Source organism: Desulfonauticus submarinus (assembly GCF_900104045.1).
GTDB lineage: Bacteria > Desulfobacterota > Desulfovibrionia > Desulfovibrionales > Desulfonatronovibrionaceae > Desulfonauticus > Desulfonauticus submarinus.
On sequence record NZ_FNIN01000001.1, the window covers coordinates 338,412 to 357,160 of the forward strand.

The following is an 18,749-nucleotide window of genomic DNA, read 5'->3' on the forward strand; positions in this document are numbered from 1 at the left end:
ATTTTAAATCTTCACTCATATAAATCTATTTCTCCTCATCTTTTGAAGATTCGTTTAAATCTTTACTATTTTCTTCTATCTCTTTTGTTTCTATATTTTCTTGGATCTCACTTTTTTCAAGTTCTTTTTTTGCTTCTTGATAGGCTCTTTTTTCTTCTTCCTTTTCTATTTCTTCTTCAATGGTCCTTTTAACATCTGTAGATACTTTTTTAAATTCAGCCATTGCTTTGCCTAAAGTCTTGGCTATTTCAGGTAATTTAGACGGACCTATAACAATCAAGGCTACAACCAAAATCAACATTAATTCTGTAGAACCTATTCCAAACATATCCTTATCCTTTTAGAGTAAACATTATTCTCTTACAAACTATCACTCTTAACACGCTATTTATTAAAAAAACATCTTTTTTTATATTACTCCCATTCAATAGTACTAGGAGGCTTAGAAGAAATATCAAAAACTACTCTATTTACGCCCTTTACTTCATTTATAATACGATTAGAAATTTTTGCCAACAATTCAGAAGGTAATCTTGTCCAGTCAGCAGTCATAGCATCTATGCTATCAACTACCCTTAAAGCAATTACATGTTCGTAAGTACGTTCATCTCCCATTACTCCAACTGTTTTTAAAGGTAAAAGAACAGCAAAACCCTGCCATACCTTTCTATACCAATCAGAAGCTAAAAGTTCATTTTGAACGATCTTATCTGCTTGTCGAAGAATATCCAACCTATTAGGAGTAATTTCACCGATTATCCGAATAGCTAAACCAGGTCCTGGAAAAGGATGTCTCCAAATAATAAAATCAGGCAAGCCAAGCTCAATACCTACCTTTCTGACTTCATCCTTAAATAATTCTCTCAAAGGTTCTATTAACTTTAAATTCATTTTTTCGGGAAGACCGCCAACATTATGATGACTTTTTATAACAGCAGAAGGACCTTTATAAGATACACTTTCAATAACATCAGGATAAAGAGTTCCCTGAGCAAGCCATTTTACCTTTTTAAGTTTATTGGCTTCTTTTTCAAAAACTTCTATAAAAGTATGTCCTATTATTTTTCTCTTTTTTTCTGGGTCTTCTACTCCTTTTAACCTATTTAAAAACAAATCTTGAGCTTGAACATAATGTAAATTCAAATCAAAGTGTTTCTGTAGATAAGAAACAACTTCTTCTCCTTCATTAAGACGTAAAAGTCCATTATCTACAAAAATACAATGTAATCTCTTGCCTAGAGCTTTATGTAATAAAACTGCAACTACAGTAGAATCAACTCCTCCACTTAAAGCACAAACTACTTCATCTTCGCCAACTTTATTCTTTACATCTTTAACTACATTTTCAATAAACGAACTCATAGACCAAGATGGAGTCAAATTGGCTATTTTAAATAAAAAATTAGCAATAATCTGTTTACCAAAATCAGTATGAACAACTTCTGGATGAAATTGAAGAGCATAAAGTTTTTTTTCTTTATTTCCTATAGCTGCAAAATCTATACTCTCTGTCTTAGCTAATACCTCAAAATCATTAGGAATATTTAACACAGTATCTCCATGAGACATCCAAACGGTAAATTTTTTATTTTCAGGCCAAATATTAGACCATAGAGGAGAATCTTGTAAAAGCTCAAGTTCGCTTCTACCATACTCCCTATTAGAAGAAGGAACAACTTCTCCTCCCAGCAACTTATTCATAAGTTGCATGCCATAACAAATTCCTAAAACAGGAATCCCCCATTCAAAAATTTTAGGATCAATAGAAGGACTATCCTCTGCTGTTACGCTGGCTGGACCTCCAGACAAAATAATTGCCGATGGTTTTAGTTTTTTTATCGCCTCTAAAGATAAATTACAGGGATGAATTTCAGAATAAATACCTTCTTCTCTTACTCTTCTAGCAATAAGTTGAGTATATTGAGATCCAAAATCCAAAATAATAACTTTATCACCTTTAAACATAAAAACAACCTCTAATAATTTTCTATTCTATAATTTGGGGCTTCTTTTGTAATAATAACATCATGCACATGACTTTCCTTAAGACCAGAATTTGTTATTCTGACCATTTTACTTTTTTCTTGTAAATCTTTAATATTCCTACACCCTAAATATCCCATGCCCGAACGTAGCCCACCAATTAATTGATAAATTGTTTCACTAACAGGACCCTTAAATGGTACTCTTCCTACAATTCCTTCTGGAACCAATTTATGAGATGCATCCTGAAAGTATCTATCTGAACTTCCAGCCTTCATTGCATCAATGGATCCCATTCCTCTATATATTTTATATGTTCTACCTTGATATAATATGGTTTCACCAGGACTTTCCTCTGTACCTGCCAACATACTTCCCATCATCACAGAATCAGCCCCTACAGCAATAGCTTTTACAATATCCCCAGAAAATTTAATTCCTCCATCAGCAATAAGACATCTATCAAATTTCCTACATGCCTTTACTGCTTCCATGATAGCTGTAATTTGAGGGACCCCAACTCCAGTTACAACTCTAGTTGTACAAATAGATCCAGGACCTATACCCACCTTCACAGCATCTGCTCCTGCTTTAATTAAAGCCATTGCTCCTTCATAAGTAGCAATATTGCCAGCTATCAACTGACAATCTGGAAAACTCTTTTTTATAATACTCACTGTATCTAAAACATTTTTAGAGTGACCATGTGCAGAATCAACAACAATAAAATCAGCTCCTGCCCTTAATAAAGCTTCTACTCTATCTTCTCTATCTTTACCAACTCCAACAGCTGCACCTACTCTAAGACGTCCATACTCATCTTTACAAGCATTTGGATATTTTCTAATTTTCTCAATATCTTTAATAGTAATAAGACCCTTTAATCTATTTTCCTTGTCTACAACTAACAATTTCTCAACTTTTCTTTTTTGTAGAATCCTTTTGGCATCTTTTAAAGTCGTACCTACCGGCACAGTAATAAGATTTTCTTTTGTCATAACCTCTTTAACTTTCGTTCTTAAATCCTCTACAAATCGAACATCTCTGTTAGTAACAATACCCTTTAATGTATCTCCTTCTACAACAGGAAGTCCTGAAATCCTATATTCAGCCATTAACTCCAATACATAAGCAACATTATCTTCAGGATTCACAGTAACAGGATCCAAAATCATACCACTTTCTGATTTTTTAACCTTTTCTACTTCTAACTTTTGTTTTTCTATAGTCATATTTTTATGAATAACTCCAACCCCACCCATCCTGGCCATAGAAATAGCCATTCTAGCTTCAGTTACAGTATCCATTGCTGCACTTAAAAGTGGAATATTTAAATCTATAGTGGGAGTGAGTTTAGTTTTTAAGTCCACCTGATCTGGCAAAACTTCTGAATAGGCTGGCAATAATAAAACATCATCAAAAGTTAGTCCTAATCCAATTACTTTATCTTCCATAAATCCCCCTAAGCATTAAATAGCAAAAGATTAAAAATTCTTTACAATCCTAAATAAGCCTTTTTAACCTCTTCATTTGCTAAAAGATTTTTTGCTTTATCTGCAAGTACAATCCTTCCATTTTCCATCACATATCCTCTATGGGCAATTCTCAGTGCTTGGTGAGCATTTTGTTCCACCAAAAAAATGGTTGTTCCTGTCTCATTTATCTTTTTTATAATCTCAAAAATTTGCTTTATTACCAAAGGAGCCAAACCAAGAGATGGCTCATCTAGTAATAATAGTTTTGGTCTCGCCATAAGAGCTCTAGAAATAGCGAGCATTTGTTGTTCCCCACCACTTAATGTTCCTCCAAGCTGATTTTTTCTTTCCGCCAAAATAGGGAACAATTCAAAAATATACTCTAAATCTCTTTTTATCTCCGACTTATCATTGCGTAAATAAGCTCCCATATCTAAGTTTTCCATAACACTCATTCTAGGAAAGATAAGCCTTCCTTCTGGAACCTGGACAATACCTTTACTTACTATTTTATCAGGAGGTAAAGAATTTATTTCTTCTCCTTGAAAAACCACACTTCCTTTACGAGGTGGCACAATACCACAAATAGACATTAAAGTAGTAGTTTTTCCTGCACCATTAGCACCTATTAAGGTAATAATTTCACCTTCATCTACAGTTAGACACACATCATAAAGTGCCTGAATTTTTCCATAAAATGAACATACTCCTTTTAACTCAAGCATCATGATCCTCACCTAGATAAGCTTTAATAACTCTTGGGTCTTCTTTAATTTCCTGAGGTGTTCCCTGGGCCAATAATCTTCCATATTCCATTACATAAACCATATCAGAAATATTCATTACTAATTTCATATCGTGCTCAATAAGTAAAATAGCTACTTTTTCTTGCTCCTTAATCTGCCTAATTAATTCTTCTAATTCTTTTGTTTCCTGAGGATTCATTCCTGCTGCAGGCTCATCTAAAAGCAAAAGGCTTGGCTCAGCAGCAAGGGCCCTTGCAATTTCAAGCCTTCTTTGAGCACCATATGGTAAATTAGAAGCTATTTCATTAACATATTTTTCCAAATGCAATTTTCTTAAAATATTATAGCTTATTTCAATAGTCTCTTGTTCTTCTTGAACAGTTTTCTTATCTCTAAGTAAAGCTCCAAAAATCCAAGCCTTTGTCCTAGTATGACGTCCAATCATTACATTTTCTAAAACAGTCATATTAGGGAAAAGGCGAATATTTTGAAAAGTTCTTGCTAACCCTAACTCTGTAACTTTATTAGGCTTATAGCCATTTATTCTTCTTTTTTTACCTTTTCTATCTAAAACAAAGACATCTCCTTCGGTAGGATTATATATTCCAGTAACGCAATTAAAAAACGTTGTTTTCCCTGCTCCATTTGGACCAATTAAAGCAACAATTTGATCTTTACTAACCTGCAAATTTACATGATCAAGCGCTCTTAAGCCGCCAAAATCCATACAAAGTTCTTTTACTTCCAATATTGGCTTTACCATTGCTCTTTTCTTACTCCTTACCTTCATAAATATATTTTCTTCTAACATTTGGAATAAGGCCTTGAGGTCTAAACACCATCACTAAAACCATTGCAGCTCCAAATAAAAGCATTCTATATTCAGAAAACGCACGTAAATATTCAGGTAGCAAAATCATCAAAAAAGCAGCTAAGATTACTCCCACAATTGAACCCATGCCTCCTAAAACCACAATAGAAAGAATAATTGCTGACTCGAGAAAGGTGAAACTAGCAGGGTTAATAAAAGTAGTTTTAGCGGCAAAAATTACTCCAGCAAAACCAGCCCATGTAGCTCCCAAGGCAAATGCTGCCAACTTAGTTTTCATTCTATCTATTCCCATTGCTTCACAAGCAACCTCATCTTCTCTTAAAGCTAACCAAGCTCTCCCAAGTCTAGAATTTTGAAGCCTATTAACTACAAAAATTGTCACTATAGCCATTGCAATAATCAGGTAGTATATATATATAGTAGCTTGTTCTACGCTTAAATTTAAACCAAAAAACCCAGGTCTAGGAATATTTGAAATACCACTTGGTCCAAAAGAAAACTCATCCCAGTTTTCTAAAATTAGTCTTATGATTTCTCCAAAACCTAAAGTAACTATTGCTAAATAATCTCCTCGCAATCTTAAAACAGGAATACCCAATAAAATACCAAAAATTGCTGCTAGAAGCCCGCCTAAAGGCAAAACAACCCAAAAACCTAAATGAAAATGATAATTTAAAAGCGCATAGGCATAAGCTCCTACAGCATAAAAAGCTACATATCCAAGGTCTAACAAACCTGCAATTCCCACTACTATATTCAAACCTAATCCCAAAACAACATAAATCAAAGCTGAAATCATAATGTTAGTCTGATAAGTTGAAAAAATCCATGGAAAAATAATTAAAAACATAAAAATAGAGGCAAAAAGAGGCCTATTGTACCGTGGTTCTGAGACCAATTGTTGAATAAAAGTTAATTTTTCTTCTCTACTTTCTTCTTTATCTTTTGCCCCCTTTTCTTTTCTTTCCATTAAAAATCGCCAAACAAAGGAAAGCAGAAACGAACCTATACCTACATAAAATAAATTTTTCCATCTCCATAAAACAGTTTTTTCTATTATATCAACCTTTATTACCATTATAGGAAAAGTTAAAAACATAAACCACAGGGCAATTTGAATGGACTTAATAAAACTTTTCATAGTTCCTCTCTTACCACCTTAAACTTTTTGTGTATTTGTTCTTCCTAAAATACCTGCAGGTCTGAAAATCAAAATAATAACAAGCAAACAAAAAGCAAATACATCTTCATAGTCACTAGAAACATAGCCTGTAGCAAAGCTCTCAGTCCAGCCCAAAATAAGTCCACCTAAAACTGCTCCAGGAATAGAACCAATACCTCCCAGGACAGCCGCAGTAAAGGCTTTAATGCCTGCAATAAATCCAATAAAAAAGTTTATTTGCCCAATATGAGAAGCAATCAATACACCACCCAAGGCAGCTAAAGCAGAGCCTATAATAAAAGTAACAGAGATCACTCTGTCTACATTTACTCCACAAAGCAGAGCCATCTTTCTATTTTGAGCTGTAGCTCTCATGGCCTTTCCAATCTTTGTAAACTTAATAAACAAAGTAAGTAAAATCATTGCAACAGCAGTAACTACAATAATAACTAATTCAGAAGAACCTAAAAATTCTTCAAAAGGCTCCATAAACTTAAAATCAGGAATCAAATTAGGAAAAGGTACAAATTCTGAAGTTTGCGCTAAAAGCACATAATTTTGTAAAAATATTGACATACCAATAGCACTAATTAAAGGGGAGAGTCTAGGAGCATTCCGAAGCGGCTTATAGGCTATTTTTTCTACTGTATATCCATAGGCTGAAGCATATACCATAGCAATTACTATGGCCAAAGATAAAGTTGAAATCAAACTAAATCCTAACAAAGAACAAATACCAGCAACTAAAAGACCTGTAAAAGCTCCTATCATATAAATTTCGCCATGCGCAAAATTGATCAATTCTATAATCCCATAAACCATTGTATAACCTAAAGCAATTAAAGCATAAATACTACCGCGTGTTAAGCCACTAAAAAACAACTCTAAAAAGTAATCCATTGTCCCTCCCACATATTACAACAGTTCCTAGCACTTAACTAATTAAAAATAAAAAGCATTAAAAATAAAAAATTCTGATGTCTTTTTCTCCAGGAGAAAAAGACATCAGAATCACAGCATAATAAATACAAGGCGTTATTTAACCTCTACAAATTTTCCATTACGTACCTGATATACAGAGAATCCTACACCCTCTGCATCGCCTCTTTGATCAAATTTAATTTTGCCTAAAGGAGTAGATACATATTCTGTACGTAAAGCCTTAACAATATCTTCATACTTAGTAGAACCAGCCTTTTCAATAGCATTCAAAAGGGCTTCTATAGCTGCATACCCATTTTCAAAAAATGGTCCTGGAGCAGAACCAAACACTTTTTTATGCTCTGCCAAGGCCTCTTTATATTCAGGATTCCCAGAAACATCTTTTGGACCAGAAGCATAAACACCTTCTGCACTTTTTCCTGCTACTTTAATAAAAGCTATATCTTTTACCCCATCACCAGCAATAAAAGGAATTTTTAAACGTTTTCTTCTCATGGTGCTTACAATTTTTGAAGCTTCAGGATGATATCCACCAAACATTACTACATCTGGTTTTTTTCTCTTAATCTTTTGAACTACAGCAGAATAATCAACTGCACCAGGAGTTACACCCTCAAACAATACGACTTTAGCTTTTCCACTCTCTTCAATAAACTTTTTCTCCATAGTAGCTAAGCCTTTTCCATAATCTCCCTTATCATGAATAATAGCAATCTTTTTAGCATGAAGATTATTTAATACAAACTCAACATCTAACTTTGCTTGAGCATCATCAGGAGCAATTGTTCTAAAAAAATTTGGATATTTACCACTTTCTGTTAAATCAGGGTTAGTTGCAGAAGGAGAAATTACTACAACCTTAGCACTTTTATAAATCGGTAAAGCAGCTTTTGTAGCTCCACTACAAATATGACCAATAACCCCTACAACTCCATCAGAAACTAACTTTGTTGCCACATTAGTAGCAAGCTCAGGTTTACATTGCTCATCTGCAACAATTAATTCAATTTTTTTACCCAAAACACCACCTTTGTTATTATACTTTTCTACAACCAACTTGGCAGCATTAACAGTAGGAATACCATAAGAGGCCAAGTCTCCACTATGAGAACCAGCAACACCTATTTTAATGGTATCACCAGCCCACGCTAAACTAGTTAAAAAACAAAAAAGAGCTACCATTCCTACAATTTTTCCCAATTTTCCCATCTTTTCCCCTCCTCATTTCATTACCTTATTTAAAATAACATACTTCTAACCTTAAAGATTTTTCTCTGTCAATTGGAAATATGACTAAGAAAATCCTTTACCTCTTGCTTTAACTTAGACTCCGCATCTGGGCTATTTAAAACTTTCTGAAAATATATTTTTGCCTTATTAGGCTGAGATAAAAATTTCGCATAAATTACCCCTAAATTATAATTAATTATATAATTATTTTCATCTGACTTTAATACTTCTTCATATAAATGCACAGCCTTATGATATTTCTGTAATTGAAAATAACAATATCCAGCCTGACTTAAAGCCATTCTATCCTTTGGCTCTATATCTAAAATCTTTGTCCAAAAAGATAACGCTCTATTCCAATTACCCATCTTCATAAAAACAAAACCAAGTTCTTTTAAAACATCAATATTATTTGGATCTTTTTTTAATTTTTGCATCAAATCTATAACCATTGCCATGGTATCTTGAGAATTATTAACCTTTGTTTTTACTTTTAAAGTAAGATTAGGACTATTAAATCTATAGAATATAGAAGAAATAAAAATGATTATAAAAGACAAAAACAAAGTTAAAAAAACATTTTTTCTTATAACTTCATTCATATTTATTTATCCTTTTTCAAATTATATAATTCTTTTACTTTTACACCAATTTCATTATTTTTCTTATTTAGAAAAATAAGATACAAACATATAAAAGACCAAATAAAAATATTTGCACCTATAATATATTTCATCTTACAGCTCCTTTATTATCTCAAAAAACATTCCCTTTATCCTATCCTCAAGCAATAATTGTCTAAAACGTAATACTAAAAGAGAAAGCCATAAAAAAAAGAACGTAACCAAAGCTGCACTAACTGTATACAGCATTTCTATACTTAATCCTCCCCCTTTAGCATAAAAAACTGCAGGATGCACAGAACGCCAAATTCTTGCAGAAATAAATACCAAAGGAACATCTAAAAAAGCCACAATTCCAATTACAGCTGCAATATTTTGCTTTTTTCTTCTTGAGATGTCTAATGATTGTATAAGTACATACCCCATATATATAAACCACATAATAAGAGTAGTAGTGAGTCTAGGATCCCAGGTCCACCAAATACCCCAACTAGATTTTGCCCAAATAGAACCCGTAACTAATGCTATTGCTGAAAAAAGCACTCCTATTTCTGCGCTTGCTCGGGCTAAGAAGTCAAAGTTATCTCTTTTAGTAATTAAAAACCCAACACTCCCTATAAATACTAACAAAAAGCTCATCATTCCCCACCAAGCAAAAGGAAGGTGAAGATAAAAAATTTTTTGAACTATACCTAGAGTAGCTTCAATAGGAGCATATATCCATATAATATATTGTAAAATTATAATTAAAATTCCAAAAATCATTATAAACACTATCATTTTACTCTCCACTAAAAATAAAGGGAAATAAAATATAACCACCTCCCAAATAAATCAAATCAAAGGAAAGCGTTAACCTAAACCAAGACAAAAGATCATTGCTTTCTCCCCAAACGCTTTCTCCCAATTTAATACCAGCTAAAAGTAAAGGAATTACCAGTGGAAAAATAATAAGAGATAAAAAAGATTCTTTAATTTCATATCCATAACTTAATGCCCCTAGAAGAGAACCTATCAAGGTTAAGCCGATATTAATTAAAAAAAAGAAAATTATTGCATATAAGGAACAATTAAACTCTTGCTGACCTAAAAAAATAACAACCGCACCTATAAAAAATATTTGCACTAATAACAATAACACAAGTCCAGAAATAGCTTTTGCTATCCAAATCTCTTGAGAAATTAGAGGAGACAAATTTAGAGCTTCATGCATATTATTCTCTTGTTCTAATAAATAAAGAGCATTAAAAATTAAAATAAGAGAAAAATTTGATGATATCCAAAAAATTGTTGCTGCATAACTTGAAGTTAAAATTCCTCCAATAGGACGAGATAAACTAAATAAAAAAATTAAAACCAAACCAAGCAAAATAGACTGCAAATATATATTGCTTCTCCCTAAAATAAGTTTTAAATCTTTTTGTATTAAATAAAACAATCTAACCATCTTACTTTAAATATTTTTAGGAAAACACCAGTTTTTTATCTTTTATCCTCACTTCAACATCATAATAACTAAAAGTTGAAGAATGAGAGATCCAAACTACAGTCCCTCCCCTATCAACTACTTCCTTGATTTTTTTATTCAAACTTTTAATAAAATCTTCATCAAGGCCTGTTTCTGGCTCATCTAACAACAATAGCTCAGGGGAAAGCAAAAAAATTCTAGCCAAATTCAACCGTTGTTTCATGCCACGAGAAAAATTCTTTACCTTTTCTGTGGCAAATTTTTCAAGTCCAACACTTTCTAACGTATATATTATTTTCTCTTCATCAATTTTAAGAGAATAGATTTTAGCAAAAAAAGATAGGTTTTCCATTGCAGAAAAATATGGATAAATAAAAGGAGAATGAGCAAGATAACCTATTTTTGTTTTTTCCATATTAAAAACCACATCTCCTTCTGTAGGTTTAAGCAATCCCGCCATAATCTTTAACAAAGTGGACTTTCCAGATCCATTTCTACCCCGTAATAAATATAATTTACCTTTTTCTAAACAAAAATTAACATTCTTTAAAATTAACCTATACCCAAAAAAATGAGTGACATTATTTAAGGCAATAAGCATAAGCAAATAATTACGCTTTTTTTCTGCTAAAACAAGCCATTAATCCACAAATAGACAAAATAAAAGAGCCAATCCAGATCCAATTTACAGCAGGATGTAAACTAATTTTTATACTCACATTTTTATTTTTATCAAAACCCAGCAAACTAATATACACCTCTGTCCCTAAAGAAGGATACGTATCTACCTCTACAAATGGTTGTTCAAAATGAGCATACAGCCTTTTTTGAGGCCTTAGTTCTCCTATCTTCTTACCTTTTCTAAAAATATCAAAAACACCCTCAAAAATCTCAATACCAGGAACTTTTTTATGTATTAATTCTTTATATTTAATATTAAAGCTATCCATTGTAATTTCTTTGCCAGGAGATAAAATAAATTCTTCCTCATGTTTAAAAGGACCTGAAATAGCAATACCAATAATAATTAAAGATATCCCTATATGTAGTCCGTATATTCCAATCATATTAATATTTTTATAAAATCTATTTTTTAAAGTAAACCAAATCAAAGTCAAAATAGAAAATATGGCAGAACCAACTCCAAGTAAGCTAAAAAAATTCTTATATCCATTAAATAACATTAAAGCTACTGAAAGGAAAAAACCTAAAAAAGATAATAAGAGTATTTTTTTATCTTGTATTTTACCTTTCCAATCTAAAACAAAACAGATAGCCATAGCTACTGCTATAAATATAAACAAAGGAGCACAAACTCTATTATAAAAAGTAGCATCCAAGCCAACAGTATTATCAGACCACAACTTAGAAAACACAGGCCATAAAGTGGCTATAATTACAATAATTCCCAGAAAAATAAACAACCAAGAAGTAATTATAATAAAACCCGATTTAGTCCATAAATCATCTAACCTTTTACCTTTAACTGGAATTAAAGTGAGATATAAAGTAATTAAAAAGTAAATAAACATAAAAATTGATAAGGGCCAAGCAATACCACCAGATCCAAAGGCATGAAGAGACTCAACTACATTACTTCGGACTAAAAATGTAGCAAAAAAACAAGCAATCAAGGTAAGATGAAGAAGAAAAAATGTTGTCTTATATAAAGAAGAACGCTTACGAGCAATAATAGAAAAGTGTAGATAAGCTGAACCAAAAAGCCACGGAATTAAAGAAGCATTTTCTACAGGATCCCATGCCCAATAACCGCCCCATCCTAATTCCATATAAGACCACCAAGCTCCCAGGACTATTCCAACACTTAAAAACACCCAAGAAAGAATTGTTATGGGTCGAACAATCTTAATCCACTCTTTATACTCTCCTTCTAGCCAAAATGCTAAAGCCAAACAAGCAGGAATAGTAAACCCAGCATATCCTAAAAATAAAAGGGGAGGATGAAAAATCATACCTACATTTTGCAACAAAGGATTTAAACCTCTACCTTCTGAAGGAGCAGGACTTAATTTCAAAAAAGGATTACTTGGACCAGTTAAAATCAATAAAAAAAACGCCTCTATTAAAAAATAAAAGCACCAAAACATTACTTTTTGTCTACCAGTCATCTTTTGATAACTAGAGGTAAATAAAAAGAAAAAACCAAACAAAGCAATAGATAAAAGCCAAAATAAAAAAGATCCTTCTTGCCCAGCCCAAAAAGCTGTTAAAGCATAAAACAAAGGCAAAAAAGTATCAGTATAATCATGAACATAAGCATAAGAAAAATCTCTAACTCCTAAAGCATAAAGCAATATTACAGAACTTAATAAAATAAGAAAAGTTACACTTTTTTGGACATTTTCAGTCAATTTTAAATTTACTGTTACATCTTTATTAGTAAATAAAAAATAGGTACTAATACCACCATTTAACACTATAAACAATAATGCGATTAATAAAGAAAAAAAGGCAAAATAATGCATTTATTGCTCCTTTTATGTCTCTTCTAGACTATAGTCTATTTATTTTTGTATTTAGAAGGACATTTTGTAATAATAAGAGACGCCTGAAAATATTCTGGCTTCATTCTTCCTTCTACAATAACTTCAACTCCAGGTTTAAAAGTATCTGAAAGTGCTCCTTTATAAAAAATTGGAATAGATTTATGTTTATCTGTTTTATCCAAAAGATAAAAAAAAGTTTCTAAACCACCATGAGATCTTTTTAGTCCTTTTTTTCCTACGATTCCAAACAATCTTGCCTGGTTTAACTTATCTAATCCCATATTCAAGGCTTCTGACACAGTAACAAAGTATACCTTATTCTCACTAAGGGTGGAAAATGCCAAATAAAAAATAGCCCCTAAAATAAGAATAAATGCCAAAATATAATTCTTTTTCATTTTATTTCCTTAGAAATTATTTTTTTCCTTCTTTCTCTGGCTAGCTGACGCATATCTACTACTTCATCCGTTTCGTCAATAATTTCTTTGCCTAAAATTTCCTCTAAAACATCTTCAAGAGTCACAAGACCTGCTACACCTCCATATTCATCTAAAACAATAAATAAATGCATTCTGGTTTCTAAAAGTCTAACCAAAAGTCTATCCAGAGTTAAACTTTCAGGTACAAACTGCACTGGTTTCATTATTTCTACTAAGGTCAAGTTGTGTTTATCTTCTGCAAGTGTAGATAACAAATCTCTTCTTAAAACAATTCCTACAATATCTTCTATATCGTTTTCATAAACAGGAATTCTACTATGCGGTAGAATTTTTTTCTTTTCCAAAGCTTCCTTTACTGTAATATGAGCTGGCAAACAAAACATTACGGTTCTAGGAGTCATTATATCTTTAACGGTTTTTTTATCTAACATTAAAATATTTTGAATAGATTCTTCTTCATAAGGCTTAATAATTCCTGACCTTCTTCCAAGACTTAATACAGCCAAAACATCTTCTTCAGTAGCTGTGTATTTCCCCTTTCTTTTTTCTATAAAAAAAACAAGAGCTTGAAAAAGACGAATAAGAGGTTTTAAGACAATAATAATTCCATATAAAGGATAAGTAATAAGGGGTACTATTTTATCATTATAAACTACTCCAATCGTCTTGGGGATAATTTCTGAGAAAATTAAGATCGTTATGGTAAAAATCAAAGAAAAAAAGAAAACACTTTGTTCTCCAAATACCTCTGAAGCTGCAGCACCGGCAATAGCAGCGCCTGCAGTATTAGCTATGGTATTTAAAGTAAGAATAGCAGTAATAGGTTGCTCTATATTAGAACGCAAGTTTTCTAACAACTTGCCCAACTTCGGGCTCTTTTCTTTTAAACGCTCAATACTACCCCAGGAAACAGAATAGAGAGCTGCCTCTGCAATAGAGCAAAGGGCTGAAATAACGACAGCTAAAAAAAAGGCTAGTCCTAACTTTGTCATCTTGTGAAAAAGAATTTAACAAAATAAATAAATAAGAGCAAGCAAGACTTCTAGAGATAACCTTGTAAATCAAATTTATTACGCCAAAATTTAACCAACTTCTCTGCTTCTGTTTCTTGTCTTTCCCAGTTACCAAAAGCCTTTCCATTGGAAATAAGTCTAGTAATGGCTCTTCTTACATCTATACTTATTTTTCCAGGACTCTTATCTTCCCACGGAGTTCCTGGTAAAGGAATAAAAGTATGAGCATGAACTCTTGCTCCTAATTGAGTCAATTCTTGCATGAATAAAATAGTATCCTGTTCATCTTCTTTTGTTTCCCCAGGAAGGCCAAAAATAAAATCAACACAAGGAATAAAGTTATATTTTACAGCTAATCTAACAGCAGAACGCACATCATCAAGAGTATGTTGTCGTCCCATACTTCTAAGCATTCTTTCACTTCCTGTCTGAGCCCCTATAACCAAATTTTTATTATCAATCTTTTTAGCTAATAACCGCATAATCTTTTCACTCAGTTGTTCTGGTCTGACTTCTGAAGGAAAAGAGCCAAAAAAAATCCTTCCATAAGGCAGTATCTCTCTTATTTTAGTTAAAAGCTCTTCAATAGCTTCTATATTGACCTCTCGTCCATTTCTAGAACCATAAGCCAAAGCATTGGGTGTAATGAAACGAATATCTGTTAAATTTATGCTTTTAAAAAATTTAATCCATTCCAAAATAGTTAAAATACTTCTATGTCTAACTTTTGTTCCAAATAAAAATGACGTCTGACAATATTTACAAGCAAAAGGACATCCCCTTGTAATTTCTAAAGGGCCAAAGCGCATCAAAGACTTTGAAAACGGAAAATATTGATTCAAATCAACATACTTCTTGTTTTTATTAATTTTTACATTTTCTTTTTCTAAATAAGCTACGCCAGGGGTAGATTTAAATTCATTGCCATTTAAAAAATTATCCAAAAAAAGACAAAAACTTTCTTCTGACTCGCCCACAAAAACAAAATCAAATCCAAAACATAAACTACCATAAATATCACCACTAGGATGAGGACCACCTGCCAAAAATATACTATTTTTATATTTTGTTTTTAGCGTTGAAACAATTTTGTAAATCTCAAAAATATTAAAAGAACAAAAAGAAAAACAAAAAATTACAGATGATTTAAAAGAGATGTTTAAGTCTTGTATAGAATTAAAAAAAATGATTTCAAAATTATTTAACAATTTTTTAGTTTCTAACGCTCCTAATAAAGCATTAATACTATACCTATTTAAAGAATTTTTCCAAAATAAAAGATATGTTTTTCTCATTTAACCTAAACGGAAAAAGTTTTGTACCCTACCAATCTTAATTAACTATCAGTACTTAAACCAACTATTCATATTTATCTAGAGCCATTTTTATCTAAATTTAATAAAATTATTTTTCTAAAAATATTTTTAGTTGACATATTTTTATTAAAACAATAACACTCTAAACACAAACTTTTTCACAGGAGGTTTATAAATGAATTGTTTTAAAAAAATTTTTATCTTTACCATGTTAATAGTAGGATACCTATTTTCTAATCAAGCTTCTGCTCATGAATTTATTGTTAAGCCCTACTTTTTTTCCTTACCCCAGCCAGGAGAAAATCCTTTTAGTATTGTATCTAGTCACATATACATGCTCAGTGAAGAAGTAGAACCATTAGATAAAGTAGAAGTATATTTAATAGGTCCTGATACAAATCAGAAAATCAATCTTCAACCAAATCAAACTCTTTATACGCTTGATGGCAAAGTTATGCTAACTGAACCAGGCATGTTTTATTTAAAGGCACACCGCAAAGGCATGATTTGGACAAAAACAACTAAAGGATGGGTACAAAAAAGTAAAAAAGGTTTAAAAGGAGTATTAAAAAGCGGCTTGTATGAAAAGTTTTCTAAAGCTCTTATTAAAGTAGGTGAAAATACAAATTTTTATAAAAAACCTTTAGGACAGACACTAGAAATTATTCCCTTAAAAAATCCTTATCAGCTAAAACCAGGAGATATCTTGCCAGTAAAGGTTTTATTACAAGGAAAGCCTATAAATACTGAAATAATGGCAAGTTATGATAGATTTAGTATGCATCCTAATACCTATGCCTATTTAACGGAGGCACAGGATAATGGCATAGGATATGTTAAAATTTCATCTCCAGGTGTATGGATGGTAAGAGTTCAAGTAGAGAAAAAAGTTAACTCTAAAGATTATGACGCCCATGTTATGCGAGCTACTTTAATCTTTGAGGTGAGATAAGTGTATTTTAAGGCTATAGTAAGTTATACTATATTTATTCTAATCTATTTAACCACCCAAGTCTGGGCTCATGGATTAGGATATACAATTACTCAAGGAAATAACATCCCCATTCTACAAATTACATTTACAGGAGGTGAAGCTGCTGGCTTTGCCTCTGTAAAAATATTCCATAAAAACAACTTAATTCAAACAGGCAAAACAACTGCTCAGGGAAAATTTCCTTTACTTATACCTAAAGAAATAAAAAATATTAAAATAGAAGTTTATGCTGGTATGGGACATAAATTAATATTCTTTTATACTCCTATTCAAAAAAACCAGGCAAAAGACATTTCTCACAATTATAAAAAAAACAATATTATCTATTCTAGCAATATCAAGATAAATTGGCTTAAGGTTATTTTAGGACTTTCTTTAATTTTAAATTTGATATTTTTAGGCAAGCTACGATGTTTTAGGCAACAATAAACTCTATCTTTTGCCGCATCCTTTACAACCAAAAAGGGCAACATTAATGTTGCCCTTTTTGGTTTATTAACAATAATAAACTATGCTACCATGGTTTTAGAAAACGCTTCGTTTAATGCCTCAAAATTTTTTGGTCCTAATTTAGAACCAAAACGTTCTAATAAAACTCCTTCCATATCCTCTGGCATTAGGATAGAAGTGGCTTTTAATAATGCTCCTAACATAGTAGTATTTGTAATAGGAACTCCTAAACAACTTAAAGCTATTTTTAAAGCATCCACCTGAGCAACTTTAGAAAAACCGTATCTCTCTTTTAACTCTTCTACCGATTCTGAAGCATTTACTATTACAATACCATCTTTTTTAAGACCCTTAGCCACATCTACAACACCCAGTAAGGTAGGATCTAAAACCAAAACTACATCAGGGTTATAAATTTTTTCTCTTATCCTAATCCTCTCATCTGACACTCTAACAAAAGCTTCTACAGGTGCTCCTCTTCTTTCTGGGCCAAAACTTGGAAAAGCTTGAGCAAACTTTCCTTTATCAATTGCTGCCTTTGCCAAAAGTTCAGCTGAGGTTACTCCGCCCTGTCCTCCTCTTCCATGAAGTCTAATCTCTATCATCTTCCACCTCACCCTATTTTTAAAGTTTTTGCCTAAAATTTAAAGACTGACGCAAGGTTTCTTTATCCATATATTTCACTTCTGCTCCCAAGGGTATCCCTTGAGCCAATCGAGTAATATTTATCTTAGGAAACTTACTATTTACTAGATTTTTTACATAAGAGGCAGTATTTTCTGCCTCAACGGTACTTCCTAAGGCTAAAATTACTTCTTTTATTTGTCCATATCTTAATCTATTCTCTAAAGCTTCAGTATTTAAACTTTCACTTTCTTTACCATCTAACGGAGACAAAAGTCCTCCAAGTATAAAATACTTTCCCCTATAAAAACCTGGTTCTTCTAAAACAAACATAGAATCCAAATCAGCTACCACACAAAGTAAAGTCTCATCTCGAGTTGGATCTGCACAAATAGAACAAGGGTCTTCTTCTGTAAGTGCCTGACAGTACTTACAAGGTTTTAATCTAGACTTAAGTTCTAAAATATCTTTCCCTAAAGTTATAACTTTGTCTTCTGGCCAATTGAGAAGTTCCATCACCATTCTCAACGCACTCTTAGGACCCACTCCAGGAAATTGAGAAAATTTATATACTAAATTTTGAAGCGGAAGAGGTAATTTATCTAACATCTCTAAAATAACCCCGGAATATTCAGTCCACCTGTTAATTTAGACATTTCACTTTGTACCATATCCTTAGCTTTTTTTAAGGCTTCATTTGTAGCTGCTAAAACTAAATCTTCTAACATTTGAACATCTTCTGGATTAACTACTGTAGGATCAATTTTTATTTCTACAATTTCCTGTCCTCCTGTAGCTTTTACCACAACCATTCCTCCACCTGCAGATGCTTCTACTACTTTCTTTTTCAATTCTTCTTGCATTGTTGCCATTTTTTTCTGCAACATCTGAGCTTGGCGAATTAAATCTTGCATTACATCCTCCTCTAATAAAAAACTTTCAAA

The 18,749-nt window shown here is 32.1% G+C and carries 22 protein-coding genes; 2 read left to right on the forward strand and 20 right to left on the reverse strand.

The features are described from left to right. Positions 1-25 precede the first annotated feature (25 nt). From tatB to BLP60_RS01710, 17 genes are all read right to left on the reverse strand, one after another. Complete coding sequence (gene tatB / locus BLP60_RS01635; protein WP_092062372.1) at positions 26-328, reverse strand: Sec-independent protein translocase protein TatB; 303 nt, start codon at positions 326-328, stop codon at positions 26-28. A gap of 86 nt (positions 329-414) precedes the next feature. Next, positions 415-1,965, reverse strand: a complete 1,551-nt coding sequence (guaA, locus tag BLP60_RS01640) for a glutamine-hydrolyzing GMP synthase (protein WP_092062375.1) — start codon at positions 1,963-1,965, stop codon at positions 415-417. A gap of 11 nt (positions 1,966-1,976) precedes the next feature. Next, a complete protein-coding gene (gene guaB, locus BLP60_RS01645) occupies positions 1,977-3,437 on the reverse strand; it encodes an IMP dehydrogenase (protein WP_092062378.1) in 1,461 nt (486 codons plus the stop codon). A 41-nt stretch (positions 3,438-3,478) separates the two neighbouring features. Continuing rightward, complete coding sequence (locus BLP60_RS01650; RefSeq protein ID WP_092062381.1) at positions 3,479-4,183, reverse strand: ABC transporter ATP-binding protein; 705 nt, start codon at positions 4,181-4,183, stop codon at positions 3,479-3,481. Next, a complete protein-coding gene (locus BLP60_RS01655; protein ID WP_234970924.1) occupies positions 4,176-4,994 on the reverse strand; it encodes an ABC transporter ATP-binding protein in 819 nt (272 codons plus the stop codon). Before BLP60_RS01655 ends, BLP60_RS01650 begins: the two co-directional genes overlap by 8 nt. After that, positions 4,978-6,177, reverse strand: a complete 1,200-nt coding sequence (livM, locus tag BLP60_RS01660) for a high-affinity branched-chain amino acid ABC transporter permease LivM (RefSeq protein WP_092062384.1) — start codon at positions 6,175-6,177, stop codon at positions 4,978-4,980. Before livM ends, BLP60_RS01655 begins: the two co-directional genes overlap by 17 nt. An 18-nt stretch (positions 6,178-6,195) precedes the next feature. After that, complete coding sequence (locus BLP60_RS01665) at positions 6,196-7,098, reverse strand: branched-chain amino acid ABC transporter permease (RefSeq protein WP_092062387.1); 903 nt, start codon at positions 7,096-7,098, stop codon at positions 6,196-6,198. A gap of 135 nt (positions 7,099-7,233) precedes the next feature. After that, on the reverse strand, positions 7,234-8,322 hold the full coding sequence (locus BLP60_RS01670; RefSeq protein WP_234970930.1) for a branched-chain amino acid ABC transporter substrate-binding protein: 1,089 nt from the start codon (positions 8,320-8,322) through the stop codon (positions 7,234-7,236). A gap of 95 nt (positions 8,323-8,417) precedes the next feature. After that, on the reverse strand, positions 8,418-8,972 hold the full coding sequence (locus tag BLP60_RS01675) for a tetratricopeptide repeat protein (RefSeq protein ID WP_092062393.1): 555 nt from the start codon (positions 8,970-8,972) through the stop codon (positions 8,418-8,420). Between the two features lie 2 nt (positions 8,973-8,974). Further along, positions 8,975-9,106 carry a hypothetical protein gene (locus tag BLP60_RS10720; RefSeq protein ID WP_289626249.1) on the reverse strand — a complete coding sequence of 44 codons (132 nt, stop codon included), beginning with the start codon at positions 9,104-9,106 and terminating at the stop codon, positions 8,975-8,977. Between the two features lies 1 nt (position 9,107). Further along, complete coding sequence (gene ccsA / locus BLP60_RS01680; RefSeq protein WP_092062396.1) at positions 9,108-9,773, reverse strand: cytochrome c biogenesis protein CcsA; 666 nt, start codon at positions 9,771-9,773, stop codon at positions 9,108-9,110. Position 9,774: 1 nt separating this feature from the next. Next, entirely contained in the window at positions 9,775-10,431 is a 657-nt protein-coding gene (locus BLP60_RS01685) for a heme exporter protein CcmB (protein ID WP_159427669.1), read from the reverse strand. 25 nt (positions 10,432-10,456) lie between these two features. After that, positions 10,457-11,062, reverse strand: coding sequence for a heme ABC exporter ATP-binding protein CcmA (gene ccmA / locus BLP60_RS01690; RefSeq protein WP_092062402.1), 606 nt, complete (start codon positions 11,060-11,062; stop codon positions 10,457-10,459). 10 nt (positions 11,063-11,072) lie between these two features. Then, on the reverse strand, positions 11,073-12,947 hold the full coding sequence (locus BLP60_RS01695) for a heme lyase CcmF/NrfE family subunit (RefSeq protein ID WP_092062405.1): 1,875 nt from the start codon (positions 12,945-12,947) through the stop codon (positions 11,073-11,075). A 35-nt stretch (positions 12,948-12,982) separates the two neighbouring features. After that, the gene (locus BLP60_RS01700) at positions 12,983-13,366 is read right to left on the reverse strand and encodes a cytochrome c maturation protein CcmE (protein WP_092062408.1); all 384 of its coding nucleotides are present in this window, start codon (positions 13,364-13,366) and stop codon (positions 12,983-12,985) included. After that, entirely contained in the window at positions 13,363-14,400 is a 1,038-nt protein-coding gene (locus tag BLP60_RS01705; protein ID WP_092062411.1) for a hemolysin family protein, read from the reverse strand. The genes BLP60_RS01700 and BLP60_RS01705 overlap by 4 nt, the downstream gene beginning before the upstream one ends. A 50-nt stretch (positions 14,401-14,450) precedes the next feature. After that, the gene (locus BLP60_RS01710; protein ID WP_092062414.1) at positions 14,451-15,716 is read right to left on the reverse strand and encodes a TIGR04013 family B12-binding domain/radical SAM domain-containing protein; all 1,266 of its coding nucleotides are present in this window, start codon (positions 15,714-15,716) and stop codon (positions 14,451-14,453) included. Between the two features lie 196 nt (positions 15,717-15,912). Here BLP60_RS01710 and BLP60_RS01715 point away from each other — a divergent pair, with 196 nt between their 5' ends. Then, positions 15,913-16,689, forward strand: coding sequence for a DUF4198 domain-containing protein (locus BLP60_RS01715; protein ID WP_092062417.1), 777 nt, complete (start codon positions 15,913-15,915; stop codon positions 16,687-16,689). Further along, positions 16,690-17,160, forward strand: a complete 471-nt coding sequence (locus BLP60_RS01720) for a hypothetical protein (RefSeq protein WP_092062420.1) — start codon at positions 16,690-16,692, stop codon at positions 17,158-17,160. 80 nt (positions 17,161-17,240) lie between these two features. On the opposite strand, the gene BLP60_RS01725 is transcribed toward BLP60_RS01720, so the two are convergent. Genes BLP60_RS01725 through BLP60_RS01735 form a run of 3 tightly spaced genes read right to left on the reverse strand, consistent with a single transcriptional unit; the run spans position 17,241 to position 18,719 of the window. Further along, complete coding sequence (locus tag BLP60_RS01725; protein WP_092062423.1) at positions 17,241-17,786, reverse strand: pyruvate ferredoxin oxidoreductase subunit gamma; 546 nt, start codon at positions 17,784-17,786, stop codon at positions 17,241-17,243. A gap of 19 nt (positions 17,787-17,805) precedes the next feature. Next, positions 17,806-18,414, reverse strand: a complete 609-nt coding sequence (gene recR, locus BLP60_RS01730) for a recombination mediator RecR (RefSeq protein ID WP_092062426.1) — start codon at positions 18,412-18,414, stop codon at positions 17,806-17,808. 2 nt (positions 18,415-18,416) lie between these two features. Next, on the reverse strand, positions 18,417-18,719 hold the full coding sequence (locus tag BLP60_RS01735; RefSeq protein WP_092062429.1) for a YbaB/EbfC family nucleoid-associated protein: 303 nt from the start codon (positions 18,717-18,719) through the stop codon (positions 18,417-18,419). Between the last annotated feature and the right edge of the window lie 30 nt (positions 18,720-18,749).

Coding starts and splice junctions, on each gene's coding strand:
- BLP60_RS10720 (WP_289626249.1), bottom strand. CDS start 9,106: ATGAAATATATTATAGGTGCAAATATTTTTATTTGGTCTTTTATATGT.
- ccmA (WP_092062402.1), bottom strand. CDS start 11,062: ATGCTTATTGCCTTAAATAATGTCACTCATTTTTTTGGGTATAGGTTA.
- BLP60_RS01705 (WP_092062411.1), bottom strand. CDS start 14,400: ATGACAAAGTTAGGACTAGCCTTTTTTTTAGCTGTCGTTATTTCAGCC.
- BLP60_RS01725 (WP_092062423.1), bottom strand. CDS start 17,786: ATGATAGAGATTAGACTTCATGGAAGAGGAGGACAGGGCGGAGTAACC.
- BLP60_RS01700 (WP_092062408.1), bottom strand. CDS start 13,366: ATGAAAAAGAATTATATTTTGGCATTTATTCTTATTTTAGGGGCTATT.
- guaA (WP_092062375.1), bottom strand. CDS start 1,965: ATGTTTAAAGGTGATAAAGTTATTATTTTGGATTTTGGATCTCAATAT.
- BLP60_RS01735 (WP_092062429.1), bottom strand. CDS start 18,719: ATGCAAGATTTAATTCGCCAAGCTCAGATGTTGCAGAAAAAAATGGCA.
- guaB (WP_092062378.1), bottom strand. CDS start 3,437: ATGGAAGATAAAGTAATTGGATTAGGACTAACTTTTGATGATGTTTTA.
- recR (WP_092062426.1), bottom strand. CDS start 18,414: ATGTTAGATAAATTACCTCTTCCGCTTCAAAATTTAGTATATAAATTT.
- tatB (WP_092062372.1), bottom strand. CDS start 328: ATGTTTGGAATAGGTTCTACAGAATTAATGTTGATTTTGGTTGTAGCC.
- BLP60_RS01665 (WP_092062387.1), bottom strand. CDS start 7,098: ATGGATTACTTTTTAGAGTTGTTTTTTAGTGGCTTAACACGCGGTAGT.
- BLP60_RS01655 (WP_234970924.1), bottom strand. CDS start 4,994: ATGAAGGTAAGGAGTAAGAAAAGAGCAATGGTAAAGCCAATATTGGAA.
- BLP60_RS01650 (WP_092062381.1), bottom strand. CDS start 4,183: ATGCTTGAGTTAAAAGGAGTATGTTCATTTTATGGAAAAATTCAGGCA.
- BLP60_RS01710 (WP_092062414.1), bottom strand. CDS start 15,716: ATGAGAAAAACATATCTTTTATTTTGGAAAAATTCTTTAAATAGGTAT.
- BLP60_RS01695 (WP_092062405.1), bottom strand. CDS start 12,947: ATGCATTATTTTGCCTTTTTTTCTTTATTAATCGCATTATTGTTTATA.
- BLP60_RS01670 (WP_234970930.1), bottom strand. CDS start 8,322: ATGGTAGCTCTTTTTTGTTTTTTAACTAGTTTAGCGTGGGCTGGTGAT.
- livM (WP_092062384.1), bottom strand. CDS start 6,177: ATGAAAAGTTTTATTAAGTCCATTCAAATTGCCCTGTGGTTTATGTTT.
- ccsA (WP_092062396.1), bottom strand. CDS start 9,773: ATGATAGTGTTTATAATGATTTTTGGAATTTTAATTATAATTTTACAA.
- BLP60_RS01715 (WP_092062417.1), top strand. CDS start 15,913: ATGAATTGTTTTAAAAAAATTTTTATCTTTACCATGTTAATAGTAGGA.
- BLP60_RS01675 (WP_092062393.1), bottom strand. CDS start 8,972: ATGAATGAAGTTATAAGAAAAAATGTTTTTTTAACTTTGTTTTTGTCT.